Source organism: Sphingomonas crocodyli, from assembly GCF_004005865.1.
Classification (GTDB): Bacteria; Pseudomonadota; Alphaproteobacteria; order Sphingomonadales; family Sphingomonadaceae; genus Rhizorhabdus; species Rhizorhabdus crocodyli.
The window spans coordinates 931,831-954,975 of record NZ_SACN01000001.1 but is presented as its reverse complement, the minus strand read 5'-3'; the positions used below and the strand labels follow the sequence as shown (position 1 = coordinate 954,975).

General features: G+C 60.5%; 12 protein-coding genes. 9 read left to right on the top strand and 3 right to left on the bottom strand.

Annotated features, from left to right (window positions below; translation table 11 throughout):
* Positions 1 to 3: 3 nt before the first annotated feature.
* From EOD43_RS04485 to kdgD, 3 genes are read right to left on the bottom strand one after another with little or no spacing between them, the layout of a single operon-like run.
* Positions 4 to 1,560, bottom strand: a complete 1,557-nt coding sequence (locus EOD43_RS04485) for a carboxylesterase/lipase family protein (protein WP_164857088.1) — start codon at positions 1,558 to 1,560, stop codon at positions 4 to 6.
* Positions 1,557 to 2,450: a LysR family transcriptional regulator gene (locus EOD43_RS04480; RefSeq protein ID WP_127741468.1), complete on the bottom strand. Its 894-nt coding sequence runs from the start codon at positions 2,448 to 2,450 to the stop codon at positions 1,557 to 1,559. The genes EOD43_RS04485 and EOD43_RS04480 overlap by 4 nt, the downstream gene beginning before the upstream one ends.
* Before the next feature lie 32 nt (positions 2,451 to 2,482).
* Positions 2,483 to 3,421 carry a 5-dehydro-4-deoxyglucarate dehydratase gene (kdgD, locus tag EOD43_RS04475; RefSeq protein ID WP_127741466.1) on the bottom strand — a complete coding sequence of 313 codons (939 nt, stop codon included), beginning with the start codon at positions 3,419 to 3,421 and terminating at the stop codon, positions 2,483 to 2,485.
* Positions 3,422 to 4,049: 628 nt separating this feature from the next.
* On the opposite strand from kdgD, the gene EOD43_RS04465 reads away from it, so the two are divergent.
* The 9 genes from EOD43_RS04465 (at position 4,050) to EOD43_RS04420 (ending at position 23,103) form a co-directional block, all read left to right on the top strand.
* Entirely contained in the window at positions 4,050 to 4,565 is a 516-nt protein-coding gene (locus EOD43_RS04465) for a hypothetical protein (RefSeq protein ID WP_127741462.1), read from the top strand.
* A gap of 16 nt (positions 4,566 to 4,581) precedes the next feature.
* A complete protein-coding gene (locus tag EOD43_RS04460; RefSeq protein WP_127741460.1) occupies positions 4,582 to 5,160 on the top strand; it encodes a hypothetical protein in 579 nt (192 codons plus the stop codon).
* 311 nt (positions 5,161 to 5,471) lie between these two features.
* Positions 5,472 to 6,191, top strand: a complete 720-nt coding sequence (locus EOD43_RS04450) for a hypothetical protein (RefSeq protein ID WP_127741458.1) — start codon at positions 5,472 to 5,474, stop codon at positions 6,189 to 6,191.
* Positions 6,192 to 6,673: 482 nt separating this feature from the next.
* Positions 6,674 to 7,903 carry an ATP-binding protein gene (locus EOD43_RS04445; protein WP_127741456.1) on the top strand — a complete coding sequence of 410 codons (1,230 nt, stop codon included), beginning with the start codon at positions 6,674 to 6,676 and terminating at the stop codon, positions 7,901 to 7,903.
* A 52-nt stretch (positions 7,904 to 7,955) separates the two neighbouring features.
* A complete protein-coding gene (locus EOD43_RS04440; protein ID WP_127741454.1) occupies positions 7,956 to 13,124 on the top strand; it encodes a DEAD/DEAH box helicase in 5,169 nt (1,722 codons plus the stop codon).
* A gap of 4 nt (positions 13,125 to 13,128) precedes the next feature.
* Complete coding sequence (locus EOD43_RS04435; RefSeq protein WP_127741452.1) at positions 13,129 to 15,894, top strand: DEAD/DEAH box helicase; 2,766 nt, start codon at positions 13,129 to 13,131, stop codon at positions 15,892 to 15,894.
* 3 nt (positions 15,895 to 15,897) lie between these two features.
* The gene (locus EOD43_RS04430) at positions 15,898 to 20,367 is read left to right on the top strand and encodes an Eco57I restriction-modification methylase domain-containing protein (protein WP_127741450.1); all 4,470 of its coding nucleotides are present in this window, start codon (positions 15,898 to 15,900) and stop codon (positions 20,365 to 20,367) included.
* Complete coding sequence (locus tag EOD43_RS04425) at positions 20,360 to 22,330, top strand: DUF2326 domain-containing protein (protein WP_127741448.1); 1,971 nt, start codon at positions 20,360 to 20,362, stop codon at positions 22,328 to 22,330. The genes EOD43_RS04430 and EOD43_RS04425 overlap by 8 nt, the downstream gene beginning before the upstream one ends.
* On the top strand, positions 22,327 to 23,103 hold the full coding sequence (locus EOD43_RS04420) for an HNH endonuclease (protein ID WP_240653075.1): 777 nt from the start codon (positions 22,327 to 22,329) through the stop codon (positions 23,101 to 23,103). The genes EOD43_RS04425 and EOD43_RS04420 overlap by 4 nt, the downstream gene beginning before the upstream one ends.
* Positions 23,104 to 23,145: the final 42 nt, after the last annotated feature.

The window sequence follows — 23,145 nt, the reverse complement described above, 5'->3', positions numbered from 1 at the left end:
GCGTCAGCCACCCGGCTTGATGTAGGGTACCGGCGCGAACAGCAGCCTTTCCTCCCGGCGCGGATCATTTTCGATCCGCACCTCGCGATCGAAGATCATCGTCGGCCGATGCTCCAGTTCGAAGCGCGGCCAGTGCGGGATCGATCGGTTATTGGGGTCGCCGGTGCGGGCGAGCGCGATGAAGCTGTCCGCAATCCGCCCCGCGAGCGCCCGCGCCTCGGCGCTCATTCCCGTCATCGATCCCTTCGCGTCGACATTGTCGAACACCAGCGGAATATCGAGCGTGTGGAAGGCGCCCAGCACCCCACCCGCCTCGGGTGACGGGAAATCGAGCTGGTACATCCACGTCGGCGAACCCAGCTTCGCGCGCTCCTCCGCCTGAATCAGATGGCCGGGCCACGATCGCCCCGCCGTGGTCGCCGCGAGCAATATCTGGGTGGGACTGCGATCGGGATAGAGCGCGCGATATCGTTCGGCGACATAGGTGGGGGAGATGTCCTTGGTCATCTCCTGCCCCAGCCGTTCGGGCAGGTTCTCCCATGTCGTATCGCCACGCTTGAGCATGCTCGTGATGAACAGGCCGGTCTCGTCATGGGTGTTGCCGATGATGAGCGGGATGTCCTTCGCCTCGCGCGGCGCATCGGGGAAAAAGGGATGGCGGAACAGGACGCGATGATCGACGACCGAGAAGAAGCTGATCTCGCCCTTCTGTTCGATCGGATCGGTCATCGCCATCGCCTCGACCAGCCGCTCGACAGGCAGACGCGCAAGTTCGCCGACATTCGCCGCGCCCGCCTTCTCCATCCAGGCGCGGGCACGCCGCGTCGCGTGGATCGGGCCGGCAGCGGTGACGTGCTGGCCGCTCATCGTCGCCGCGCTGTGGAACAGAGGACGCGCCTGCGCCATCGCCATCAGCGTCACCACCTTCGCGCCGCCACCCGACTGGCCGAAGATCATCACCCGCCCCGGATCGCCACCGAAGTTCGCGATATTGTCGCGCACCCATTGCAGCGCCAGGATCAGGTCGAGATTGCCGACATTGCCCGACTCTGCAGGCCCGCCCAGTTCTGCCAGATAGGCATAGCCGAGCCCGGCAAGGCGGTGGTTGACCGTCACGACCACGACATCGCCGCGCCGGACCAGATTGGCGCCGTCGTAAAGCGGGTCCGATCCCGATCCGTGCGCGTGCGCCCCACCGTGGAAATAGACCATCACCGGCCGCTTCCCCGCATCGAGCGCGGGGGTCCACACATTGAGGAACAGGCAATCCTCGCTGGTCCGCTCCTCCGCCTTGGTCTGCGGCGCGGCAGGGCCATAGGCCGTCGCATCGACGATATCGCGCCACGGCGTCGGGGCGATCGCGGGCTGAAAACGGCGCGGGGCGGTATCGGCGCCATAACGCACGCCACGGAACGCCAGGACATCGCACTCGATCGTGCCGCGCACCCGACCATAGTGGGTGATCGCCACCGGATCGCCGCCCCTTCGCGCGCCGTGCGCCGCCGCAATCGGCGTGGCCGCCAGCGCCGCGATCATGGTGCGGCGGTCGATCGTCGTCATCCGTTGGCTGCCGTCTCGATGCAAAGCTGCTTCATCGGCCCAAGCGCCGGATTGCTGTTGTCGCGACGCCAGGCCATGTGAAGCTCGACCGGGCGCTCCTGCGGCATCACAAGCCGGCGAAACTGGACATCGTTCATATGCAGACCGGTGGCGGATTCGGGCACGATCGCGGCGGCGAGCCCGGCATGGACAAGCCCCAGCATCGAATGGATCTGGGTGACGTGCTGGACGAAGTTCGGGACGACGCCGGCCTCTTCGAACAGCCGCGTCACCATCGCGTGGAAATAGCCCGCGCCCTGCCGCGCATACATGATCAGCGGCTGATCATCGAAATCGGCAAGGTGAAGCTCGGCCTTCGCCTGACGCGGATCGCCGGGGGGAAGCGCCACGACTAAAGGCTCGCGCAGCACGCAGGTCGTATCGAACTCCTGCCGGGTCATCGGCGGGCGGACGAAGCCGATGTCGATCAGCCCGGTCAGCAGCGCATCGACCTGTTCGGTCGTCACCATCTCGCGCAGTTCAAGCTCGATATTGGGCAGCGTCGCGCGGGCATGCGCCACGATCTGCGGCACGACATTGTAGCCCGATACGGCGGTGAAGCCAATCGCCACCCGCCCCGCATCGCCCTTCGCGACCCGCCGCGCGGACATCGCCGCGCTGTCGGCCAGCCGCACGATCCGGCGCGCCTCGATCAGGAAGACGCGACCAGCCGGGGTTAGGCTGACCTGCCGGCTGGTGCGTTCGAGGAGGGTCACGTCCAATATCCGCTCGAGCAGCTGGATCTGCCGGCTGAGCGGAGACTGGGTCATGTTGAGGCGCTGGGCCGCCCGGCCGAAGTGCAGCTCCTCGGCCGCTGCCACGAAGCAGCGGAGTTGGCTGAGGTCGAACATGGACATGAGCCTATCGGACCCCGATCAGGGTGTCACGCGGCCTTGGCGAGCGCCTTGGGATCCGCCTGCCCGATCAGCGCCTTCAGCTCGGCAAGTTCGCCGTTGCTCAGGTCGGTCAGCGGCGTGCGCACCGGCCCCGCATCGCGGCCGATCGCCTTCATGCCCGCCTTCACGATCGACACCGCATAGCCCTGCCCGCGATTGCGCAGCGCGATATAGGGCAGCACGAAGGTGCGCAGCCGCTCCAGCACGTCCGCATGGTTCCCCGCGCGCACCGACTTGTAGAAGTCGAGCGCCCATTCGGGCAGGAAGTTGAAGATCGCCGACGAATAGGTCGTGACGCCCATCGTCAAATAAGGCGTGGCGAAGGTTTCTGCTGTCGGCAGGCCGCCGATATAGGTCAGTCGGTCGCCCATCCGCGCGAAAATGCGCGTCATCAGTTCGATGTCGCCCACGCCGTCCTTATAGCCGACAAGGTTCGGATTGCGCTCGCACAGGCGCGCCAGCGTCTCGTCGCTGACGATCGCGTTGTCGCGATTATAGACGATGACGCCAAGGCCGGTCGACTTGCAGACCGCCTCGATATGCGCGGCCAGCCCTTCCTGCTTCGAACCGACCAGATAGGGCGGGAGCAGAAGGATGCCGTCCGCGCCGGCCTTTTCGACATCGCGCGCGATCCCGGTCGCAATCGCGGTGCCATATCCGCAGCCCGACAGGACCGGCAGCTTGCCGCTGCCTTCCTTCACCGCCGCCGAAACCACCGTAGTCACTTCGCTCGGGGTCAGTGAGAAGAACTCGCCCGTGCCGCCGGCCGCGAACAGGCCGGACAGCTCATGTTCGAGCATCCACGCGCAATGTTCGCGATACGGCCCTTCCAGGAAAGCGCCGTCCTGATCGAAATGGGTGACGGGGAAGGACAGCAGTCCCTGCCCCAGCCGCGCGGCCATATCCGTTGGGCTGATGGTCGACATTGGTGCTCGATCTCCCTCTCCGGCCGTTTGGCCATGCACCACGTCGAATTAGAACCGGGCTCAATGGCGGTCCAAACCAAAGGGGCGAACGAACGATGCACCGCTTAGCTTGATCGGCGCCGCCATGATCGGCCCGCGCGCGAGCACGCACAGCCAACCGCAAGGCGACTATGCCGAAAACGCTGATTTTTATGGAATGTGGTGGTGCGCTTACAGGACTCGAATAGAACCATCATCCGCTTGGTATAGATCAGAAATATCCCAGATTGACTATCGGTGGCCCCACCATGGCCACCAAAAAAATTCGGGACTCGAACCCGTTCCGAAAGTCGAATTCTGGCGGTCCGAACGCCTCAAAAAGCGACCGTCAAACGATCACCGATTTACCGGAATCTGCCCTTCCGCATCCTCGTACGAAAGGTCGATTTTGGCTGCGCCTTAAGCGCCTGCGGGAAATCAGCCGGACGGCCGACACTTGCCCCCATAACCGTCGAAGACCAAGCCCTCATCAAACAGCACCAAATCATACCAACCATGTGCATTGATAAAGATTGAGTTGCCAGCAATCAGCGAATCGCTTAAGGGTCGGTTATCAACGATTATCAACCACCACCAAAGGATAGCAACGATGACGGAACCCGCCTTCATTATCCCTCTGAACGTCGTGAAAAGCTTTTCAGCAACGACCCAGAGCGAGATATTCGCATATTATGGCGCGACGGCCATCCCGGAAGGAGACCGACCACTCGCTCCGCAGCCAGCCGCCCCTTTCGCATCCCCGCCTGTCGTGGCGATGGCAGGTGATGAAGTGCCGGCAGAGCTGACACTGGCCCTGGTACGCAAGCTCGCCGATCGCCTGAGCGAGAAAACCCTGATCGCGCTTCGCATCATCGCCCAGAGCGAGACCCGACAGTTCCATCTGAAGGACGTGGTCGCTGCTACCCCCGGAGCAAAGGACTATATGGACCTTCGCGGCGTATGGTCGGCGCTCACGCGTCGGACGCGCAACATCCTTGGCGACAGCAAAGCGGAACTCATCTGGTGGGTGGGCGATCACATCTATGAAGGCGATGATTATGTCGATCATATCGGTGAAGTCGCGCCCCTGACGCACAACTCGCTGCGCACCTTCTTTAATCTGTGACCGAGGGGAGATGAACGTGTCGAACGCGATCGAATATCGTCGTCATATCATCAAGGTCATGCAGTCGAAGGACGGCTGGAAGGCGCGTGCGCTGCGCGGTAGCAAGATCGCCAGCGACATAGTGCAGGAGGCAACCAAGGATGCCGCGATCGCAGCGGTGAAGCAGATCCTCGATGATCGGGCGACAGAACTCCGGTCGTCTCGGGGTACGGACGACTACCCCTGCCAACAGGAAGTTCGTGAGGCACTTAAGCAAATAAGACCAAGTGATAGCCAGCGCCTCATGCTGGAGGCGCACATCGCGGCTGCCGATCGGGTATTGACCGCCACCCAGCTCGCGCTGGCGGCTGGCTATGACGACTATGTCGTCGCTAATGGCCAATATGGCAGCCTGGGTCGCGCCTTGGCCGAAGAAATGGAGTGGGAGCCGGCCCAGCGCTCTGACGGCTCGCCGATCTGGACCTTCGCTTTGGCGACCGATGGAAGCGAGCAGCCGACATCGGAAGGAGCCGAAATCGCTAGCCATTGGCGATGGCGCCTGCGGCCAGAGGTCGCTGAAGCCTGGATGAGCATAGTCGCCTCCGGTGGAGGGTGATGTGCAGGAGGCAGCCATAACCAGGTCCTCCAGCCTTAACGGGGCCGTTAGCGGAATGTCGGGTCTCAATTTGAACAACTGCGAAAGCAGTCGTTAGCTGTTCGCACAGAGCTCTGCTCTCCGAAGACAGAGGCCGCTGGTTCAAATCCAGCCGGGTGCATCACTTTTCAATGGCTTAGCCTCCACTAGGGGCAAAGTCGTCTAATATACGTCAAATAAGTGTCCTTATCCCTGTCGCCCCTCGAGAGCAAAGGGATTGCCGCACTAGCCCAGCACCTGCCACATTCGCCTGACTGAGCGGAGGATGCGGCATGGCTGAAGGTGAACTCCTCGAGTTTGAAGGCGAGATGTTCGAACCGACCTGGATCACAAAATGGATCGAGACCGGAAAAGAGATCGCCGCCGGCACCCTCATCGTTCCCGTCGCACTGTGCGAATCCGACAAGACCATAGAACACGCGGCCCTGCACTTGGCCGCAGACGACCTGAACCTCGCCCGCCAGAGCTTCGAGGAAGCCGCCAAGCTGGGTCTTCCGAACAACGAGAACAGCCTCTCCAAGGCCCTGATACACGCCGCGATCATGGCCTATGCGCGATCCTTTGCAGGCGGCGTTCGCGGCTTTCGGCTGAACACAGAGTTTTTCGAGGCGATCTGGGGCTCGGCCGATATCGAGCTTCACGCGTATCTCTACAATCTGCGCGACAAGCACGTGGCCCATTCGGTTAATGATTTCGAACGCGCGACCACGGTTGGCGTCGTTGTCGCGGACCAGTCTTGGCGGTTGCTCGGAACTAATCCTAGCGGCGTCGGCGTGACGAAGCTCAGCATGGTCGGCCTGCCAATGTCGAAGCTGAAGCTCTGCCCGGCGCACATCGAGGTAATGATGGTCCGGATCACAGATCGAATCGCGGAGCTGGACCAGGCCATCTACGCCGAGTTCCGGGCAGGTCTTGCCGTAGGAGAGCTCGTCAAGCCGGCACCGCTCGTGACGCTCCCCGACAGAAGTAAGGTCGCGGAGAGGCGGCGCTGACCCTTCGATGCGGCCGGCTCGACACTGAAGACGTTGACTGGCTACGGGTCGATCTGACTAGCGGGCGAATTTCATGTGCAATCTCCGTGCGATCATGATGGCCCGGACGGAAATGGCCGGATTGGCGCGGGCGATGATCGACCGCAAGACAACCATCGTCCCATGGCCGGCGTCTAAGCCCCCGCTGATCAGCTGAGGCCGACCTTCGCCTCGTGTCGCGCGCCGCGTGCCTCGCGCAAGCGTGAATGCAAACGAGATCCGGTGTTCTGCTTCCGACTTGTTTGCTGACGCCTTAGCCGGGCGCGAGCCACGGGAAGCCATCGCGGGCACCGTTTCCGTGAGCCAATCGAAACCAGTGATATCGGGCGCAGAATAGATTCCTCTTCTCCACCCCAGGATACGAGCTTTCAATTCCCAATTGCCCGCCCACAAACTCCCAAATATCATGCCATCAAATTCCAATCGTCAGCTATCGGATTCGCATGTACAAACGGTTCGTCGAGCGTCGGGCACAAGAGGCCCTTTCGGACACCCCGGTAGTCCTGGTCGTAGGGCCACGTCGGGCGGGCAAGACCACGCTCGTACGCAAGATGGGGGAAGCCGGCCGGACCTATATCACGCTTGACGATCAGACGGTTCTCGATGCCGCCCAGTCCGATCCCGCAGGCTTCATTCGGGGCCTTGACCAAGTCATCATCGACGAGATTCAGCGCGCGCCCGACCTACTGCTGGCGATCAAAAGGGTCGTGGACGAAGACTATCGTCCCGGGCGCTTCCTGCTCACAGGCTCCGCCAATGTGCTGACCTTGCCGCGAGTCGCCGACAGCCTGGCGGGCCGGATGGAAACCATCCACATGTTGCCGCTGGCCCAGGCCGAGATCACTGGCCGAACGCCCGCCTTCCTGGAGCGTCTATTCGACGGGACACTGAAAGCCGACAAGCAGGCGACTCTCGGTGACGACCTCGTCCACTTGGTGCTGGGAGGCGGGTTTCCCGAAGCGATCCGCCGTGAAACCGAGCGACGGCGGCAGGATTGGGCACGGTCTTATCTGACCTCCGTACTGACCCGCGATCTAAGGGATATCGCCGACATCGAGAAGCTGACCGAGTTGCCGAAGTTCGTGCGGCTCGTGGCGGAGCACTCGGGCCAACTGGTCAACTACTCGCAATTCGGTGCGAGCATCGACGTCAGCCATAAGACCGCGCAGCGCTATATCGCACTGCTCGAACAGGTGTTCCTCGTCGCGACCCTACAGCCCTGGTTCACCAATGCGCTGAAGCGGATCGCCAAGACGCCGAAGCTGCACTTTCTGGACTCCGGACTGCTCGCCACAACGCGGGGCCTCAGCTTTGAGCGAGTGAAGGCGGATCGGGGCACCTTCGGCTCGCTATTGGAAAGCTTCGTCTTTTCAGAAGTGCTGAAGCTGATGGCAGCATCTGACCTGCGGCTTACCCCTTATCATTTTCGCGATCAGCAGATGCACGAGGTCGACATCGTATTGGAACGCGATGACGGCATGATCGTGGGCATCGAGGTGAAGGCGTCAGCCACGGTAAAATCCAGCGACTTCGCCGGACTACGCACCCTTGCCGAAGCCTGCAAAGAACGGTTCGCCTATGGCGCGGTGCTGTATGACAGCGCCGATTTCGTGCCTTTCGGTGACAGGCTGGCAGCAGCGCCCCTCTCATCTCTGTGGGGTACAGCCCAATGATTCAGAATAGAATTTTGGGCATGGCAAAAATATCCGGGGGGATCTTCTGACAATGAAGGCGTTCGAATTCGACCATCGACTTATTCAGTCCTATGCCCGTTTCTCACGGTCTTTTAGTGTCGTTCGATCCGATGATCTGAGGTCCGAGATTAATCGACAATATGACGAAGGCCGCTTTTGGCCAGAAGCCTTGCTGTCCATCAACCCGCGCTTCCTGCAAGGGCCAACAGCTGAAGAGCTTGTCACCTCAGGCGATCTCGATGAAGCGACCGGCACGATATTCCGGTTTGGATCAACGCCGCTCCGCTTTCACCGCCACCAAGCCCAAGCAATCGCCAAAGCTCGTACTGATCAAAGCTATGTAGTTACCACCGGAACAGGATCAGGAAAGTCGCTTTGCTTTTTTGTGCCGGTGGTCGACGCGATTGTACGCGCGAGGAAGGCAGGGAAACCACGCAAAACCAGTGCGATCATCGTTTATCCGATGAACGCGCTGGCCAACAGCCAGATGAACGAGATCGAGAAGTTCATCTCCCAATCCGGGCTACCAACTGAAATGAGGCCGGTGGTACGACGCTACACTGGGCAAGAAAGCCAGGAAGAACGGCAGCGGATCGCCGACAATCCGCCAGATATTCTGCTCACCAACTTTATGATGGCTGAATTGCTTCTGACGCGGCAAGACAGCCTCGACACCAAGGTGATAGAGAACGCTAGCGGTCTGGAGTTCATCGTTCTCGATGAGCTGCATACCTATCGCGGCCGCCAAGGCGCCGATGTGGCTATTCTCGTCCGTCGGCTTCGCAATCGCTGCACGCCAGACAAAGCACCGATCTGCATCGGCACGTCGGCCACCATGGCAAGCGAAGGGTCCGACACCAATCGTGCGCAAGCTGTAGCAGATGTTGCATCTCGCCTTTTCGGGACGGCCATCGGACCGGAGTCGGTCATCGACGAGTCGCTGGAACGCGCGACAGATGATCGGCTGAAGTTAGACGATGTGCGTTCGAAACTCGCGTCCGTGCTCACATCTACCCCGCCGGACGAACTGACCGATGAGGTGCTGAGGGATCACCCTCTCGCGGTTTGGACTGAATTGGCGATCGGCCTGGATGACGCGCAGGAGCTCAAGCGCAAGAAGCCAATTCCGTTCGGGGAGGCCGTCGCGCTCCTGTCAAAGGATAGCGGCGTAGAAATCGAAACTTGCCGAAGCTATTTTGAGGCGTTCCTGACCCGTATCAGCCTGCCGGAGGCGGATCGAGGGGGCCAGGGAGCCGGCGCATTCCTGGCATTCAAGCTCCATCAGTTCATCTCGGGCGCGGGCGAGGTTTTTACCACGCTGACCGAAATGCCCAGGAGCGTGCTCTTTGAGGGGCAACTCGAAGATCCTAACGCGCCGGGCCATCGCCTCTATCCCACTCGCTTTTGTCGGTCATGTGGGCATGAGGTTCACGTCGTCACCAGAACCGACGATGCCTTGGGCACTTTGTTCGTTCCGAGGAACATCGACGACGCGCCCCTCGATGACCAAGAGAGTGATGCAGCGGGTTATCTAACCGCAACCGGTGATGATGATCCCGACTATGCTTTCACGGGCGAAATCGAAACCTTCCCCGAAGACTGGCGCGAGGAGCGCAAGGGTGTCGAACGACTGCGGGCGAATAGAAAAAGCCGATTGCCGCAGATGGTATCCGTCGCCCCCGATGGTCGCCCTGCGTCAACCGGTAAAGCCTTCTGGTTCATACCTGGCAAGTTCGGCTTCTGCCCTTGCTGTCTTGATCAACCGCACCCCAGCATGCGGGAGCGCTCCAAACTTGCTGGCCTCTCAGGTGAAGGTCGAAGTTCTGCCACTACGCTTCTGGTTTCGACAGCGCTCCAATGGATGAACAGCCACAACAGCGGTGTTCCAAAAGAGAAACGCAAGCTCCTCGGCTTCACAGATAATCGCCAGGACGCTGCGCTTCAAGCGGGTCACTTCAACGACTTCCTTTTCGTTAGCCTCCTGCGCGGCGCGATCTTGCGCGCCGTTTTGGACGCCGGTGACGACGGCATGACCGAGGACGAATTCGGTTTGAGGGTCGTGAAGGCGCTCGGTTTCACCGCGAGCAACAAGGAGGCTCGCATCCATTGGATGTTGGATCTCGACGCAGGAGCCGTGGTGCGGGAAGACGCGCAGCGATCCCTCGCCAAGGTCCTTGCCCACAGGCTTTGGACAGACCTGCGCCGGGGATGGCGTTACACGAACCCAAGCCTTTCCGTACTCAAGCTTATTGATGTTGCGTTCATTGGTCTCGATGAGGTCGCAGAGGATACAAAGCGCCTTGCGGCCATCCTACCTGATATTGCCACGCTGGACGTTTCGAAGCGCAAGGCGATGCTGAAAACGATCCTCGGTGCCATGCTCGATGGCCTCGCCGTTGGAACCGAGGCGCTTGATCTGACCGTCCTCGACGCCGTCGCCCAGAAATCCCGAAACCTCCTGCGCACACCTTGGTCCATCGACGCGAAGGAGACGCCCAGAAGCCGCACGACACTGTTCCTGCAAGCTCCAGGCAAAGACCGCGTTGGGCTTCGGGAAGAACAGACGATTGTTCGCGCAGGACATAGTTCCCGTATCGGCCGCCTCATCAATCGCAAGAGCGTCCTAGGAAGCAAGCTCGGCAAAGATGACTACCTGACCGTCTTGACGGGCTTGATGGAACTGCTGGCCCGCGAGGGTCTGGTATCCCGCGTCGACATAGAGGCGGATTTGCAAGGTTGGCGTTTATCGCCGTCAGCCGTTCGGATCATACCCGGCGAAGCTATCCAAACCGGCATGGCGCAGGGAAATCGCTACTTCCACGATCTCTACCATGACATTGCCGCCGATCTAAAAGCGGGCGGGAGCGGTTTTTGGGGTCTCGAAGGCCGTGAACACACGGCCCAGGTGTCGCAGAGGCAGCGCGAATGGCGCGAGTGGCGCTTCAGGTACGAAAAGGAAGACCGGAAGAACCTTTCCGCACACGCTGCCGAACTCAATGCCGTGGGAGAGTCGGAACAGTTCCTGCCCGCCCTCTTCTGCTCTCCGACGATGGAGCTAGGCGTCGATATCTCGGCGCTCAATGCCGTCTATCTGCGCAACGTGCCGCCGACGCCGGCGAATTACGCGCAACGCGCTGGCCGCGCCGGGCGCTCCGGACAGGCCGCCGTCGTTGTGACGTATTGCGCCGCCCAATCGCCGCATGACCAGTATTTCTTCGAGCGGCGCAACGAAATGGTCTCCGGCGTTGTCCGCCCGCCAGCTCTCGACATCACCAACGAAGAGCTCGTACGTTCACATCTTCATGCCATCTGGCTAGCCGAAGCGAAACTCGCCCTATCGCCAGATATCCCGGAAATTCTCGACCTGAAGGAGACGGGCTACCCCCTGAAGCAAGAGATTCAAGATCTCATCGATCGGCCAGCACTGGCGGTCGCGGCACATGCACCGATGAAGCGCGTTCTCGATCAAATTCTTGCGTCCGTGGATGGTCGTAAGCCGGTTTGGATGAGCGATCCCGACGATTTCGTATCTGCTGTGGCGCAAAGAGCGCCGCAGGATTTCGCTCGCGCCTTCGATCGCTGGCGGGAACTCTACAATTCAGCCCGAACGCAGTTGATGGAGGCCAATGCGCGCTCCGAGATCACGGGCCTTTCGGGCGCGGACCGCCGTCGCATCAAAGCGGCGCAGATGCAGGCAAGCGACCAGATCACCATTCTTGAACAGGGCAAAGCCTCGAACGGCTCTGACTTCTATTCCTATCGCTATCTCGCGACGGAAGGCTTTTTGCCGGGCTACAATTTCCCGCGCCTACCTCTTTACGCCTTTATCCCTGGAGAGGGAAAAGCTGGTTCATTCCTCCAGCGCGCCCGCTTCCTCGCCATTTCCGAATTTGGGCCACGCAGCCTGATTTATCACGAAGGGCGCGCCTACCGGGTCATGAAGGCTAAGCTGCCGCCAGAAGTCCGAACGGGCGATGGATCAGAACTGGCGACGAAAGACATCTTCATATGCTCAAACTGCGGCGCCTGTCATGACGGCGAGGTCGAGCGCTGTCACGCCTGCAATGCTCCGATGGCGGGTGAGGTGCCGGTACAGCGGACGCTCCGGATCGACAACGTGGAAGCTGCTCCGGCAGAACGGATCACGGCGAACGATGAAGAACGTGTCCGGCAAGGCTTTGACATCCAGACTGTATTTTCCTGGCCGAAACGAGATGGTCGTGCACAGATTACTGAAGCCCATTTCCGCTGTGACGACGTCTCGATCTTCAATCTGCAATACGCCAACAGTGCCGAGATCAGTCGCATCAACAAAGGACTCAAGCGGCGTGCAAATCAGACCATCTTCGGCTTTCACATTGATCCGCGGAGCGGGTATTGGGCGAAGTCAAGTGATGAAGACCCCGATATCGATGTGCCGCCCGATGTCGTGAAGCCGGTTCGGATCGTTCCGATCGTTCGCGATCACAAGAACGCGCTTCTTTTCCGTTTCAATGATCCCACAGCCTATGCGCCAGAAACCATCGCGACGGTTCAACACGCTTTCATGAGGGGCATCGAAGTCGTCTTCCAATTGGAAGAAGGCGAGATCCTCGGTGAACCGCTCCCCGCCCGCGACAATCGTCGTGCTGTCCTAGTTTACGAAGCCACAGAAGGTGGCGCAGGGGTTTTGAGCCGTCTGATCGAGGATCCTCATGCCCTCGGGAAAGTTGCCCGCGAGGCTCTGATCCTAATGCACTTCGATCGCGTCGATGACGCTATCGCTGCTGGCGATGCCAAGCTGCTTATCAGCCACGACGAGGAGTCATGTGTCCGCGGCTGCTATCGTTGCCTGCTTTCCTATTTCAACCAACCTGATCACGAGTTGATCGACCGCACCCACGACGAAGCCAAACAGATGCTGGTCGATCTGGCACGGGGCCAGGTGGTGCTCGCAAACGCCGATCAACCTGCAGAGGCCGGCGAATGGGTGAACGCCTTCATGGAGGTAGGACTTCCCGCCCCGGATGAAATCGCCATCAAATTCTCCGATCAGGAAATGAGTTTCGCGTGGCGCAGTCATTTCGTAGCCGCGCGCATATCTCCCCTTACGGAGACGACCCGCCAGGAAGCGGAAGCCAAGGGCTGGACGCTGTTCGAGTTACCAGAAGCTGTCACTGCGGGTGTGCCCGACGCGATGCGCTCGATGTTCGGGGAATGAGCTGATGACGATGAATTTTGCTCCGGGAGACCTGGTGCGGGCGCGCGGACGTGAGTGGGTTGCGTTACCGTCGCCCCGGGATGGGATCCTCGCGCTCCGCCCCCTCTCGGGCGGCGGGAACGATACCGTCGTCCTCGATCCAGCGTTCGAACTCTTGCCGGTCGAGCCCGCCAGTTTCGATCTCCCAGTCGATGCGGCGGCGACGGTTCAAGCCAAAGCGGCATTGCTGGCTGATGCGATGCGCCTAACGCTTCGCCGTGGCGCAGGCCCCTTCAGGTCTGCTGCCCAGCTTGCCTTTGAACCACGAACCTACCAGCTTGTTCCTCTACTAATGGCGCTTCGTATGGCGGCGCCGCGCCTTCTGATCGCGGACGACGTCGGCATCGGAAAGACGATCGAAGCCGGCCTCATCTTGCGCGAGCTGATGGACCGGGGCGAAGTAGATGCATTTTCGGTGCTTTGCCCACCGCATCTCGTCGAACAATGGCTCGGAGAACTGAAGGCCCGCTTCGGGATTGACGCTGTTCCGGTCACTTCCAGCACCGCGAGCCGGTTGGAACGCGGTCTGCCACTCGCCCAGACTTTGTTTGAGGCCTACCCCTTCACGGTCGTCAGCCTCGACTACATCAAGGCTGAGAAACGCCGCGAGGGTTTCGCGCGCATGTGCCCGGACTTCGTCATCGTTGATGAGGCCCATGCCTGCGTGGGAACTCATAAGGGCAAGCAGCAGCGCTTCGATCTTCTGCAAGGACTGGCTCGGAATCCGGATCGCCGGATGATCTTCCTGACCGCTACGCCGCATTCCGGTGATGAGGAGGCTTTCGCGCGCCTCCTCTCGCTGATCGATCCGTCTTTCGCCTCGATGGACTTCGAGGACACGCGGTATCGTGAACGTCTGGCCCGGCATTTCGTGCAACGGCGTAGAATCGATCTCGTCACCGGAGATTGGGACGAGGAGCGCGCCTTCCCGAAACATGAAACCACCGAATTTGCCTATCATTTGTCCGAGGCCCATCGAGATTTCCAGGAAGCCGTTCTCGACTACTGCTTCGGTATTGTCTCCCAGGCGGGATCAGGGCAGCGGGAACAACGTCTCGCCTTCTGGGGCACGCTGGCATTGATGCGATGCGTCGGCTCTTCGCCGGCCGCAGCTCTGAGCGCATTGCGGAACCGCCTGTCGAGCGAGAGCGAACGCCTCGAGCCCCAAATTTTCGATGACGATGGAGACGAAGAGGACGCTATCGATCTCGAGCCCGGCACGGCATTCGATGTCGATCCGGCGCTCCTCGCACTGGTGAAGCGCACCGAGGAATTGGTCGGCAAGCCCGATCCGAAGCTGGCCGCTTTGATCGAGACGCTGACACCGATCATCAAAAAGGGTGCAAATCCCGTCGTTTTCTGCCGCTATCTGGCAACGGCCGAGCATGTTCGCGATGGTCTGCGCAAAGCCTTCCCGAAGCTGACCATCGAATCTGTGACTGGCGTTCTTACGCCGGATGAACGCCGCGATCGTGTCGCCGACATGGCCCCGTCGGACGAGGAAAAGCCGACCCAGCGTCTTCTCGTCGCCACCGATTGCCTCTCGGAAGGGATCAACCTGCAACAGCTCTTCGACACTGTCGTCCACTACGACCTGTCGTGGAATCCGACCCGGCACCAGCAGCGTGAAGGGCGTGTCGATCGCTTCGGCCAGCCGGCAGACCTTGTCCGGTCGATCATGATGTTCTCGCCGGACAGCGCCATCGACGGTGCCGTGCTTGAGGTCATCCTTCGGAAGGCTGAGGAAATCCGCAAGGCGACAGGCGTGACTGTGCCGCTCCCCGAGGAACGTGGGCCGGTGACTGACGCACTGATGGCATCGATGATGCTGCGTCGTCGCGGAAGTCCCCAGCTCACGCTCGACCTTCGCTTTGAGGAAAGCGTGAAAGCTGTGGAAGCGCGGTGGCGTGACGCTTCCGAAAACGAACGGAAATCGCGGGCACGTTTCGCGCAGAACGCCATAAAACCGCAGGAAGTCGCGCCGGAATGGGAAAAGGTTCGTGCGCTACTCGGCTCCCCGGCTGAGGCGCGCCTCTTCGTCGAACGAGCAATGGCGCGTTTCGGCGTACCTCTGGAACCTAGGAAGACCACTCTCTTGGCCCATGTCGATGCCCTCGATGCTGGCTTGCGCGAGCGTTTGGCCGAGCACGATCTCAAAGGATCGGTGCGCTTGGCGACGATGGAGCCTGCGCCCTCGGGCACGGCGCTACTCACCAGAACGCACCCGCTGACGGCGACGCTCGCCGAAGCATTGGTTGAAGCCTCGCTTGATCCAGAATCCTTGTCCGGGCTGGGCATCGGGCGTGTCGGCGCCTGGCCAACCGCCGCCGTCCAACAGGTCACCCGCCTCGCACTCCTGCGTATCCGCTTCAAGCTGACCGTCCATGCCCGCAAGGACCGGCTGTTGTTGGCGGAAGAAGCGGCTCTCGTCGCGGTCCAGGGCACCCGGATCAAGGCAGTCGGTGAGGAAGTGCGCGAACTGCTGAACGCGCCCGCGACGGCTGATCTTGCGCTCGTCGCGCGGGACAGATTCATCGCCAGGGCCAAGGAGGAACTGCCGGGTCTGCTCGAAGGGCCGATCGCCGAATTCGTCCGATCGCGCGCGCAGGAACTGATGCAGGATCACGCCCGCCTTCGCGCCGCATCCGGATCCGCTTCCCGCGTCACGGTGGAGGCCGTATTGCCGCCGGACGTCATCGGCCTGTTCACACTGATGCCGGGGGAGGCTTGAGCCATGGCGCGCAAACCCTTCACCGATATGTCGGCATGGCCCTCCCTCACGCTGGAAGGCAACCTAATTGCTCCGGCCATGGTCGCCAGCATTGACCGCCGGCAAGCCTCCGAGCAGGCGGAAGATGATTATCGCATCCGCAAGGGACTGACGATCCGCGAGGAGATTTCAACCTCCTTTCGCGTCGGCCAGTCCCATTTCGACGCCTTCGCGAATCTCCAAAATCCCTCGGTTGAGGCGACCCGCCGCTTTGTCCGTGCCTTTCTCGCGGAGACCTTCGGCTTCGACGATCTCGTCCCGGCCGATGGAACGCTCTCTTTCTTCGCCGGCAGCCGAGTGCCGATTGTCGTCGTGCCGCCATCCGAGGAAAAGCTCGATCGTCGCAGCCCGACACTTTCAACCGACCGTTCACGCTCTCCGGCCTTCGCGCTTCAGGATTATCTCAACGACCATGACGACGCACTTTGGGGACTGGTCACGAACGGGACCGTTCTGCGTCTCATGCGCGACAATGCCTCGCTGACGCGGCCAACCTATGTGGAAGTCGATCTCGCCCAGATATTCACCAACGAGGACGCAGCCTCCTTCGCGGTCCTTTGGTCCCTGATCCACCGCACACGGTTCGGTACTGCTAGCGCCCCGACCACGGATTGCGCGCTGGAGCGCTGGCGTGAGGCCGGCTCCCGAGAAGGCGAAGCCGCGCGTGACCGGCTGGCCGCGCAGGTGAAGATCGCTCTCCGGGTGCTCGGCTCGGGTTTCCTTGAAGCCAATCCCGATCTCGCGACGCGCCTGAAATCGGGCGAGATTGATCTCACCGAGTGGTTCAACGAGCTTTTGCGCCTCGTCTATCGCCTGATCTTCCTGATGGTGGCCGAGGACCGGACCCTGCTCCATCCCGAGACGGCGACACAGGATGCACGCAAGCTCTACCGCGAAGGCTACAGCCTCGCGGCACTGCGCGCTTCATGCGTCCGCGCGGCCACATGGGACAAGCATCACGACCGCTATGAAGGCGTGAAAATCGTCTTCCGCGCGCTGGCTCATGGCCAGAGCGCACTCGGTCTGCCGGCGCTCGGCGGCCTTTTCACCGACGACAAGCTGCCGCATCTCGAAACGGCGCGCCTGCGCAATCGCGCCTTCATGGAGGCGCTCTATCGCCTCTCTTGGCTCTCCGACAAAGCCGGCATGACACCGGTGAACTGGCGCGCGATGGAGACCGAGGAGCTTGGCTCGGTCTATGAATCCCTGCTCGAACTCCAGCCGCAGCTTGGCGAGGACGGCAAGACCCTGCACTTCGCCTCGGAGGCGGCAGAGCAGAAGGGCAACCAGCGTAAGACAACAGGCTCCTATTACACGCCGGACAGCCTCGTTCAGGCGCTGCTCGACACGGCACTCGACCCCGTGCTGGACAAAACCGAGGCTGAGGCGGACGACCCCGCCGCAGCGCTCCTGAAACTGTCTGTCATCGACCCCGCCTGCGGCTCGGGCCACTTCCTGCTGGCTGCTGCCCGCCGCATCGCCACGCGGGTGGCCCGCATTCGAACTGATGGCACGCCGTCGCTTTCCGATTTCCGTCATGCCCTGCGCGATGTCGCGCGGTCCTGCCTGCACGGCGTGGACCGCAATCCAATGGCGGTGGAGCTGACCAAGGTCGCGCTCTGGATCGAAACTGTGGACCCCGGCTTTCCCCTCGGCTTCTTCGACGCACAGATCCGTTGTGGTGATGCGCTGCTGGGGGTCTTTGATCTTAAGGTACTGGAGGATGGTATCCCCGATGCTGCCTACAAACCGCTGACAGGCGACGATAAGGAAACCACGAAATTTTATACCCGCGCCAACCGGGACGAGAAAGCTGGTCAGGGAAGTCTGGATTTCACAGGTGGTCGATCCCGTTTGCCGGCCATCCGACCGATTGCCACGGAATACACCGGCTTTCGGGCGCTGGGCGAAGACACGCTGGACGATATCATCACCAAGGATCGTCGCTTCCAGTCGATCCGTGAAAGCGAGGCCTTCCACAAAGTGCAAACGGCTTGCGACCTCTATATCGCAGCCTTCCTTTTGCCGAAGACCGGTGGCGCCCCAACTTCGCGGGGCACGCGATTGGTTCCGACCACCTCGGACGTCTGGCAAGCGCTGGATGACGGGCAGGTCTGGGGGCCGATCATTGGGCAGGCGACTGTTGCAGGCCGAGCTCGCGCCTTTCATTGGCCGCTGGAATTCCCGGACGTAATGCAGCGCGGCGGGTTCGATGTGGTGCTTGGCAACCCGCCATGGGAACGAGTGAAGCTGCAGGAAGAAGAGTTCTTCGCCCTCAGGGACGCTGAAATCACGACTGCGAAGAATGCAGCAGCACGCAAAAGGTTGATCGAACAGCTGGACGAGACCAATCCGCGCCTTGCCAAAGAATGGCGGGACGCATTGAGATCAGCCGCCAACGAAAGCCACTTTATGCGAGAGTCGGGGCGTTTCCCGAGGGGCGGCGTCGGCGATGTAAACACCTACGCTGTATTCACCGATCATTTCTGGCAGCTTACGAAACCAACCGGATATGCGGGCCTGATCATCCCGACCGGACTTGTCAGCGGCTTCACCTACCGCGCCTTTCTTGGCGAGCTGCTGAGCACCGAGTCTCTCGTCGCGTTCTATGGATTCGAAAACGAAGATCTGATTTTTCCGCACATCACCAACAAGGTGAAGTTTGGGCTGCTCACGATAGCCGGACGAGACGTCAAGATAGCGCAGCCTTGGTTCACAGCACACATCCGACAGCCGTCAGAGATTGCCGATCCTGAGAGACGATATGCCCTGACCATCGACGAAATCAGAGCCATCAACCCGAACACCTTGAACCTCCCCGCCTTCCGTTGGTCGAAGGACGCTGAAGTTACGGCCGCGATACACATGGCTGCGCCGATCCTGATTGAGAAGGATGGAAATACAGTCACTGCAAATCCGTGGGACGTAACGCTTAAGACCTTATTTCATATGTCTGGGGCTTCCGAACATTTCATAGATCACGAAGACGTGGCGAATTTGATTCAGGAGCGGCGCGGAGCACTCGCGGTATTGACCGACGGACGCCAAATCTACCCTCTCTATGAAGGAAAGATGTTTTGGCATTTCGATCACAGGTACGGAACCTATGAAAATCAAACCGAAAAGCAGTCGAATAAGGGTGTCTTACCTCGCGTCACGGACGAAAGGCACCTGGATGCCAATTACCAGATACAGCCTCGCTATTGGGTTGATAGCAAGCTGACGCTGGAGGCTTTAGACGATCAGAGGCAGCGTCAATGGAGTTTTTCGTGGCGCGACGTGGGCCCCTCTGAGCGCACATTTGTTGGAACAGCAATTCCCAAGTCTGCTGCTGGAGATACTGCGTACTTACTCTACCCCAACCAGAATCCGAAAGAAAATGTCGCACTGGTGGGCGTCCTAGGGTCATTGGTATGCGACTATGCAGCACGTCAAAAATCAAACCGAATGAAATACTTCGTCGTTGAGCAGATTCCCGCACTGTCGCCCGGCGTTCTGCGCGAACATTATGAATTTCTAGCCAGCAGTGCTGTCGATTGGCTATCTATTCGTGTTCTAGAGCTCTGCTATACTAGCCATGAAATGGTTGGCCTTGCGGATGATATGAGTTTCAGGGGTGGGCCGTTCAAATGGGCTTCAGAACGCCGTAAAGTGCTCCAAGCAGAGGTCGATGCTGCATTGTTGCACCTGTACGATTTAACGAAGGAGCAAGGTGAGACGCTTCTCGACTCGTTCGCGGTGCTTCGAAAATATGAGGAGCGCGACCATGGCGAGTTCAGGACTAAGCGGCTGGTCCTGACCGCCTACGACGCCATGGCCAAAGCAAAGGTTGCTGGTGCAGCGTATATCTCCCCGCTTTCTCCGCCACCCGCGGACTTGAGTCTTTGTCATCCCGGCAGTGCCGAAAATACACCGCTTATTGAACTGCCGGTTCTCGACAGCCTGCCTGACAGTGCATGGACTTGGCCAGTCAATATTCAGCAACGAGACCGGCTCCCCTACGCAGCGCAATATGCGCTTTGGCAAATGGACCCGGCGACCGATGGCACGCACATCCGGTTCGCCATCGCTAGCCTCGCGGAACCTGCCTTGCTCACGTCCTTGCTCACCGCAGGCGACCGAGATCAATGGGTCAGGCTGGTCGGTTCCGAGGCGCAGCCGCCTCAGGGCGCCGTTCGGCTTCGCCCTGCTCTCAATGCGGCATGGCGGTCCATGTTCGAGGCTCTAATTACATCAGGCCAGTTGGCAGAAGGCGCCAACGGGGCTTGGGTGAAAGGACAGTATTTCGATACGGCAGGGTTGGAAGCCAATTCTAGCCATGCCCAGCGTGCCGCCTTTGCGATACGTGCGGTGCGGGACATAGACATCGGCAAGCTCACCACCGCTGTCGCGCCGGAAGACAATGTAGTCTGGGTGAGGTTCGGCCATGGATAGTCAGGCAGACTTGTTTGCACCAGTCATGAAGCCGCCGAAGGCGCCGGAAGGCCGGGCTGGCCCTCGGCTTTGGGTTCGCCGTCTAGCGATTTTCAAAGACCGCCAGACACTCATCCGCGATGTACCGCTGAAACCCGGTCTCAACATCGTCTGGACGCCGGACATGGCGAGTAGCGGCCGCCGCGCCTTGGCGCATGGCAGTGGTAAGTCCACCTTCTGTCGCCTGCTTCGGGCCTGTCTCGGCGAACCAAGCTATGCAACTGACGCCCAGCGGTTGCGCCTCATGACGCGACTTCCCGATGGTCTATTCGCGGCTGAGATACTGATCGACGGCATATGCTGGGTTGCCATCCGCCCGCTGGGGCTGCCGGGTGGCGAATTTGTCGTTCGGGCTGACGCCATTGAAGACGCGATCGCGCGGGGACGCAGCGATGGAGATCAAGGAGTTATTGATCCTGTCATCATCGGCACGTTTTTCCCGACTTTGACGGGAGCGACGCCGCTAGAGATCGGCCGCGAACAGGTCTGGGATGTGCTTCGGGCCTGGCTGACGCGCGACCAGGAATGCCGTCTTGCCGACATCCTCGCCTGGCGTTCGTCACAGACCCAGACCCGTTCCCGCGCACAGGTTCTGGGCGAAACCGCGAAGTTGACGATGGTTCGCCTTGCCTTGCGCGCCCTCGATGCGGAAGAGCGTGCGGCCGGCGCCCGTGAGCGGAACCTGGTGGCCACGGTCGAGGACGAGCGCCGCCGCCATGCCTATCAGCAACAACGATATGCTGAAGGCTTAAAGGCGGTAAGGCTGGCATTGGGGGCCAGCGATGAGGTCGGGTTCGAGGACACGATAGACCAGAAGGGGTTGGTCTCGTTGGCAGAGTCCGCGCTTGCCGAAGCGATGCGGACAGCCGTCCCAAAGCCTCCCGATGTTGGAGCCATCTTTGCTCGCCAAAAGGCCCTCAATGCCGAGCGGGAAACGCTGACGAGGAAACAGCAGCAGTTGAACAACGACGCGCGTTTCAAGCGAGGTGAAGCCGAACGCTACCGCTCAGAAGCCAACCTGGGTGAGATCGACATCACGCAAGGCCGGATCAGGGTATGTCCCGTGTGTCGGGTGAACATCGACGAGATCAAGGCGAACGGATGCGGGATCTCGCTCGAACCGTGTGATCTGGCCGCACTGAAGTCAGCCATAGCTGACAAGCAAAAGAAGGCGGCCGATCTGAATACTGAAGCCGGCGCTGCGGAGCAGGAGAGCAAGCTCGTTGGGGCACAGATTCAGCAGTTGGAGCCGAAGCGGCTCGCGCTGGAGGCTGAGGTCAAAATCGCAGATGACGCCACCCGCGCCGCGCACGCCGTAACGAAGGAGATTCAGGAAAGTACTTATCGTGCGAGACGGACGCTCGACGATGTGCGAGCACTTCGCGAAAGTGCAAAGAATGAAAAACCTGCTCCATCCGGAACTGCGGCTTTGGATGCCGTTCGCTCGCAGTTGGATGCCGGGCGCACACGGGCGCGTGTTGCCATCAGGACGCTCGAGGAGCGGTACCAAGGCGTTATGGCTGCCTGGCTACCCGAGGGAATTACCAGTGCCATCAAGCTGGATGGCCACGGCCTGAAAGTTGATGCTGAGTTCGCAGGACGAGGCGAGGTATCTACCGCGGCTCTGGACTCGCTCAAGATCGTCGCCTTCGACCTCGCGGCTCTACATATGGCCATTGAGGAACAGGCCGATCTGCCGGCCTTCCTTATCCACGACAGCCCGCGCGAAGCTGACCTGGATGGGCAACTCTACGCCGGCCTGTTCAACCTCGTACATCAGTGGGAGGAAGCAGGAACTCCGTGTTTTCAATACATCGTAACGACGACCACCGCCCCGCCGCCTGAATTGCAGGACGAGCGCTACGTCCGGCTTCAGATGAGTTCGACACCTGCAGAAATGCGGTTGTTTGCGATGGATATTTGAGTTTCGACATGGCTCTTGAGGCTCCCCAATCCTTCATCGTCCGGGAAGAATGCGAGAAAGCCGCCTCGCAAAACGGCTTCCGCCGCATTCTGGGCGAAGAGGCAGGGTGGCGAGCTTTCGCTTCCACGACCGCCCACGGCGCTATCTTTCTGGCAGCCGAAGGCAGCCACGGGCCATGGTTTCTCGCCACCGACCATGCCGGCGTTGTTGCTGAATTGGGTTGGCCTGCCAGCCCCGCACCCGGTCCCGGCGCAAGCCGCTACGCTTTCGCTACACTGAGCGAACTCTATGCGGCGCTGAATCGTGCTTACTTCTTGGCGATCAGTCTCCCAGACGCGCCTTTGCGGGACTTCGAGCAGCGCGTGGGAGATCTACCGACGACCACTGAGGTCGAGCGCCTTATCGTACAGCGGATCGGCCAGGATATCTTCCGAAACCGACTATTGGATTACTGGCAAGGACGCTGCCCCCTGACCGGAATCTCTGACCCTCACTTGCTGCGCGCGTCGCACATCATCCCTTGGGCAGAATGCGAAAGCGACGCGGAGCGGCTCAATGTGCATAACGGCCTATTGCTTTCCGCACTGTGGGATGCCGCGTTCGACAGGGCGCTCATCACCTTCAACGATGGTGGAGAACCGGAGTTCTCGCCGGCGCTCAGTGATCAAGCGCGCGCTGAACTGCGCTGGCATTCTCCCATCAAATTGACCGACAGCCATCGCCACCGACTAGCTCGTCACCGCGAGCGGCTATCGCGCCAAATCGTGAGCTAACGCGGGGCATTCTAGTGTCGGGAACCGTTGACCACAGCCAGA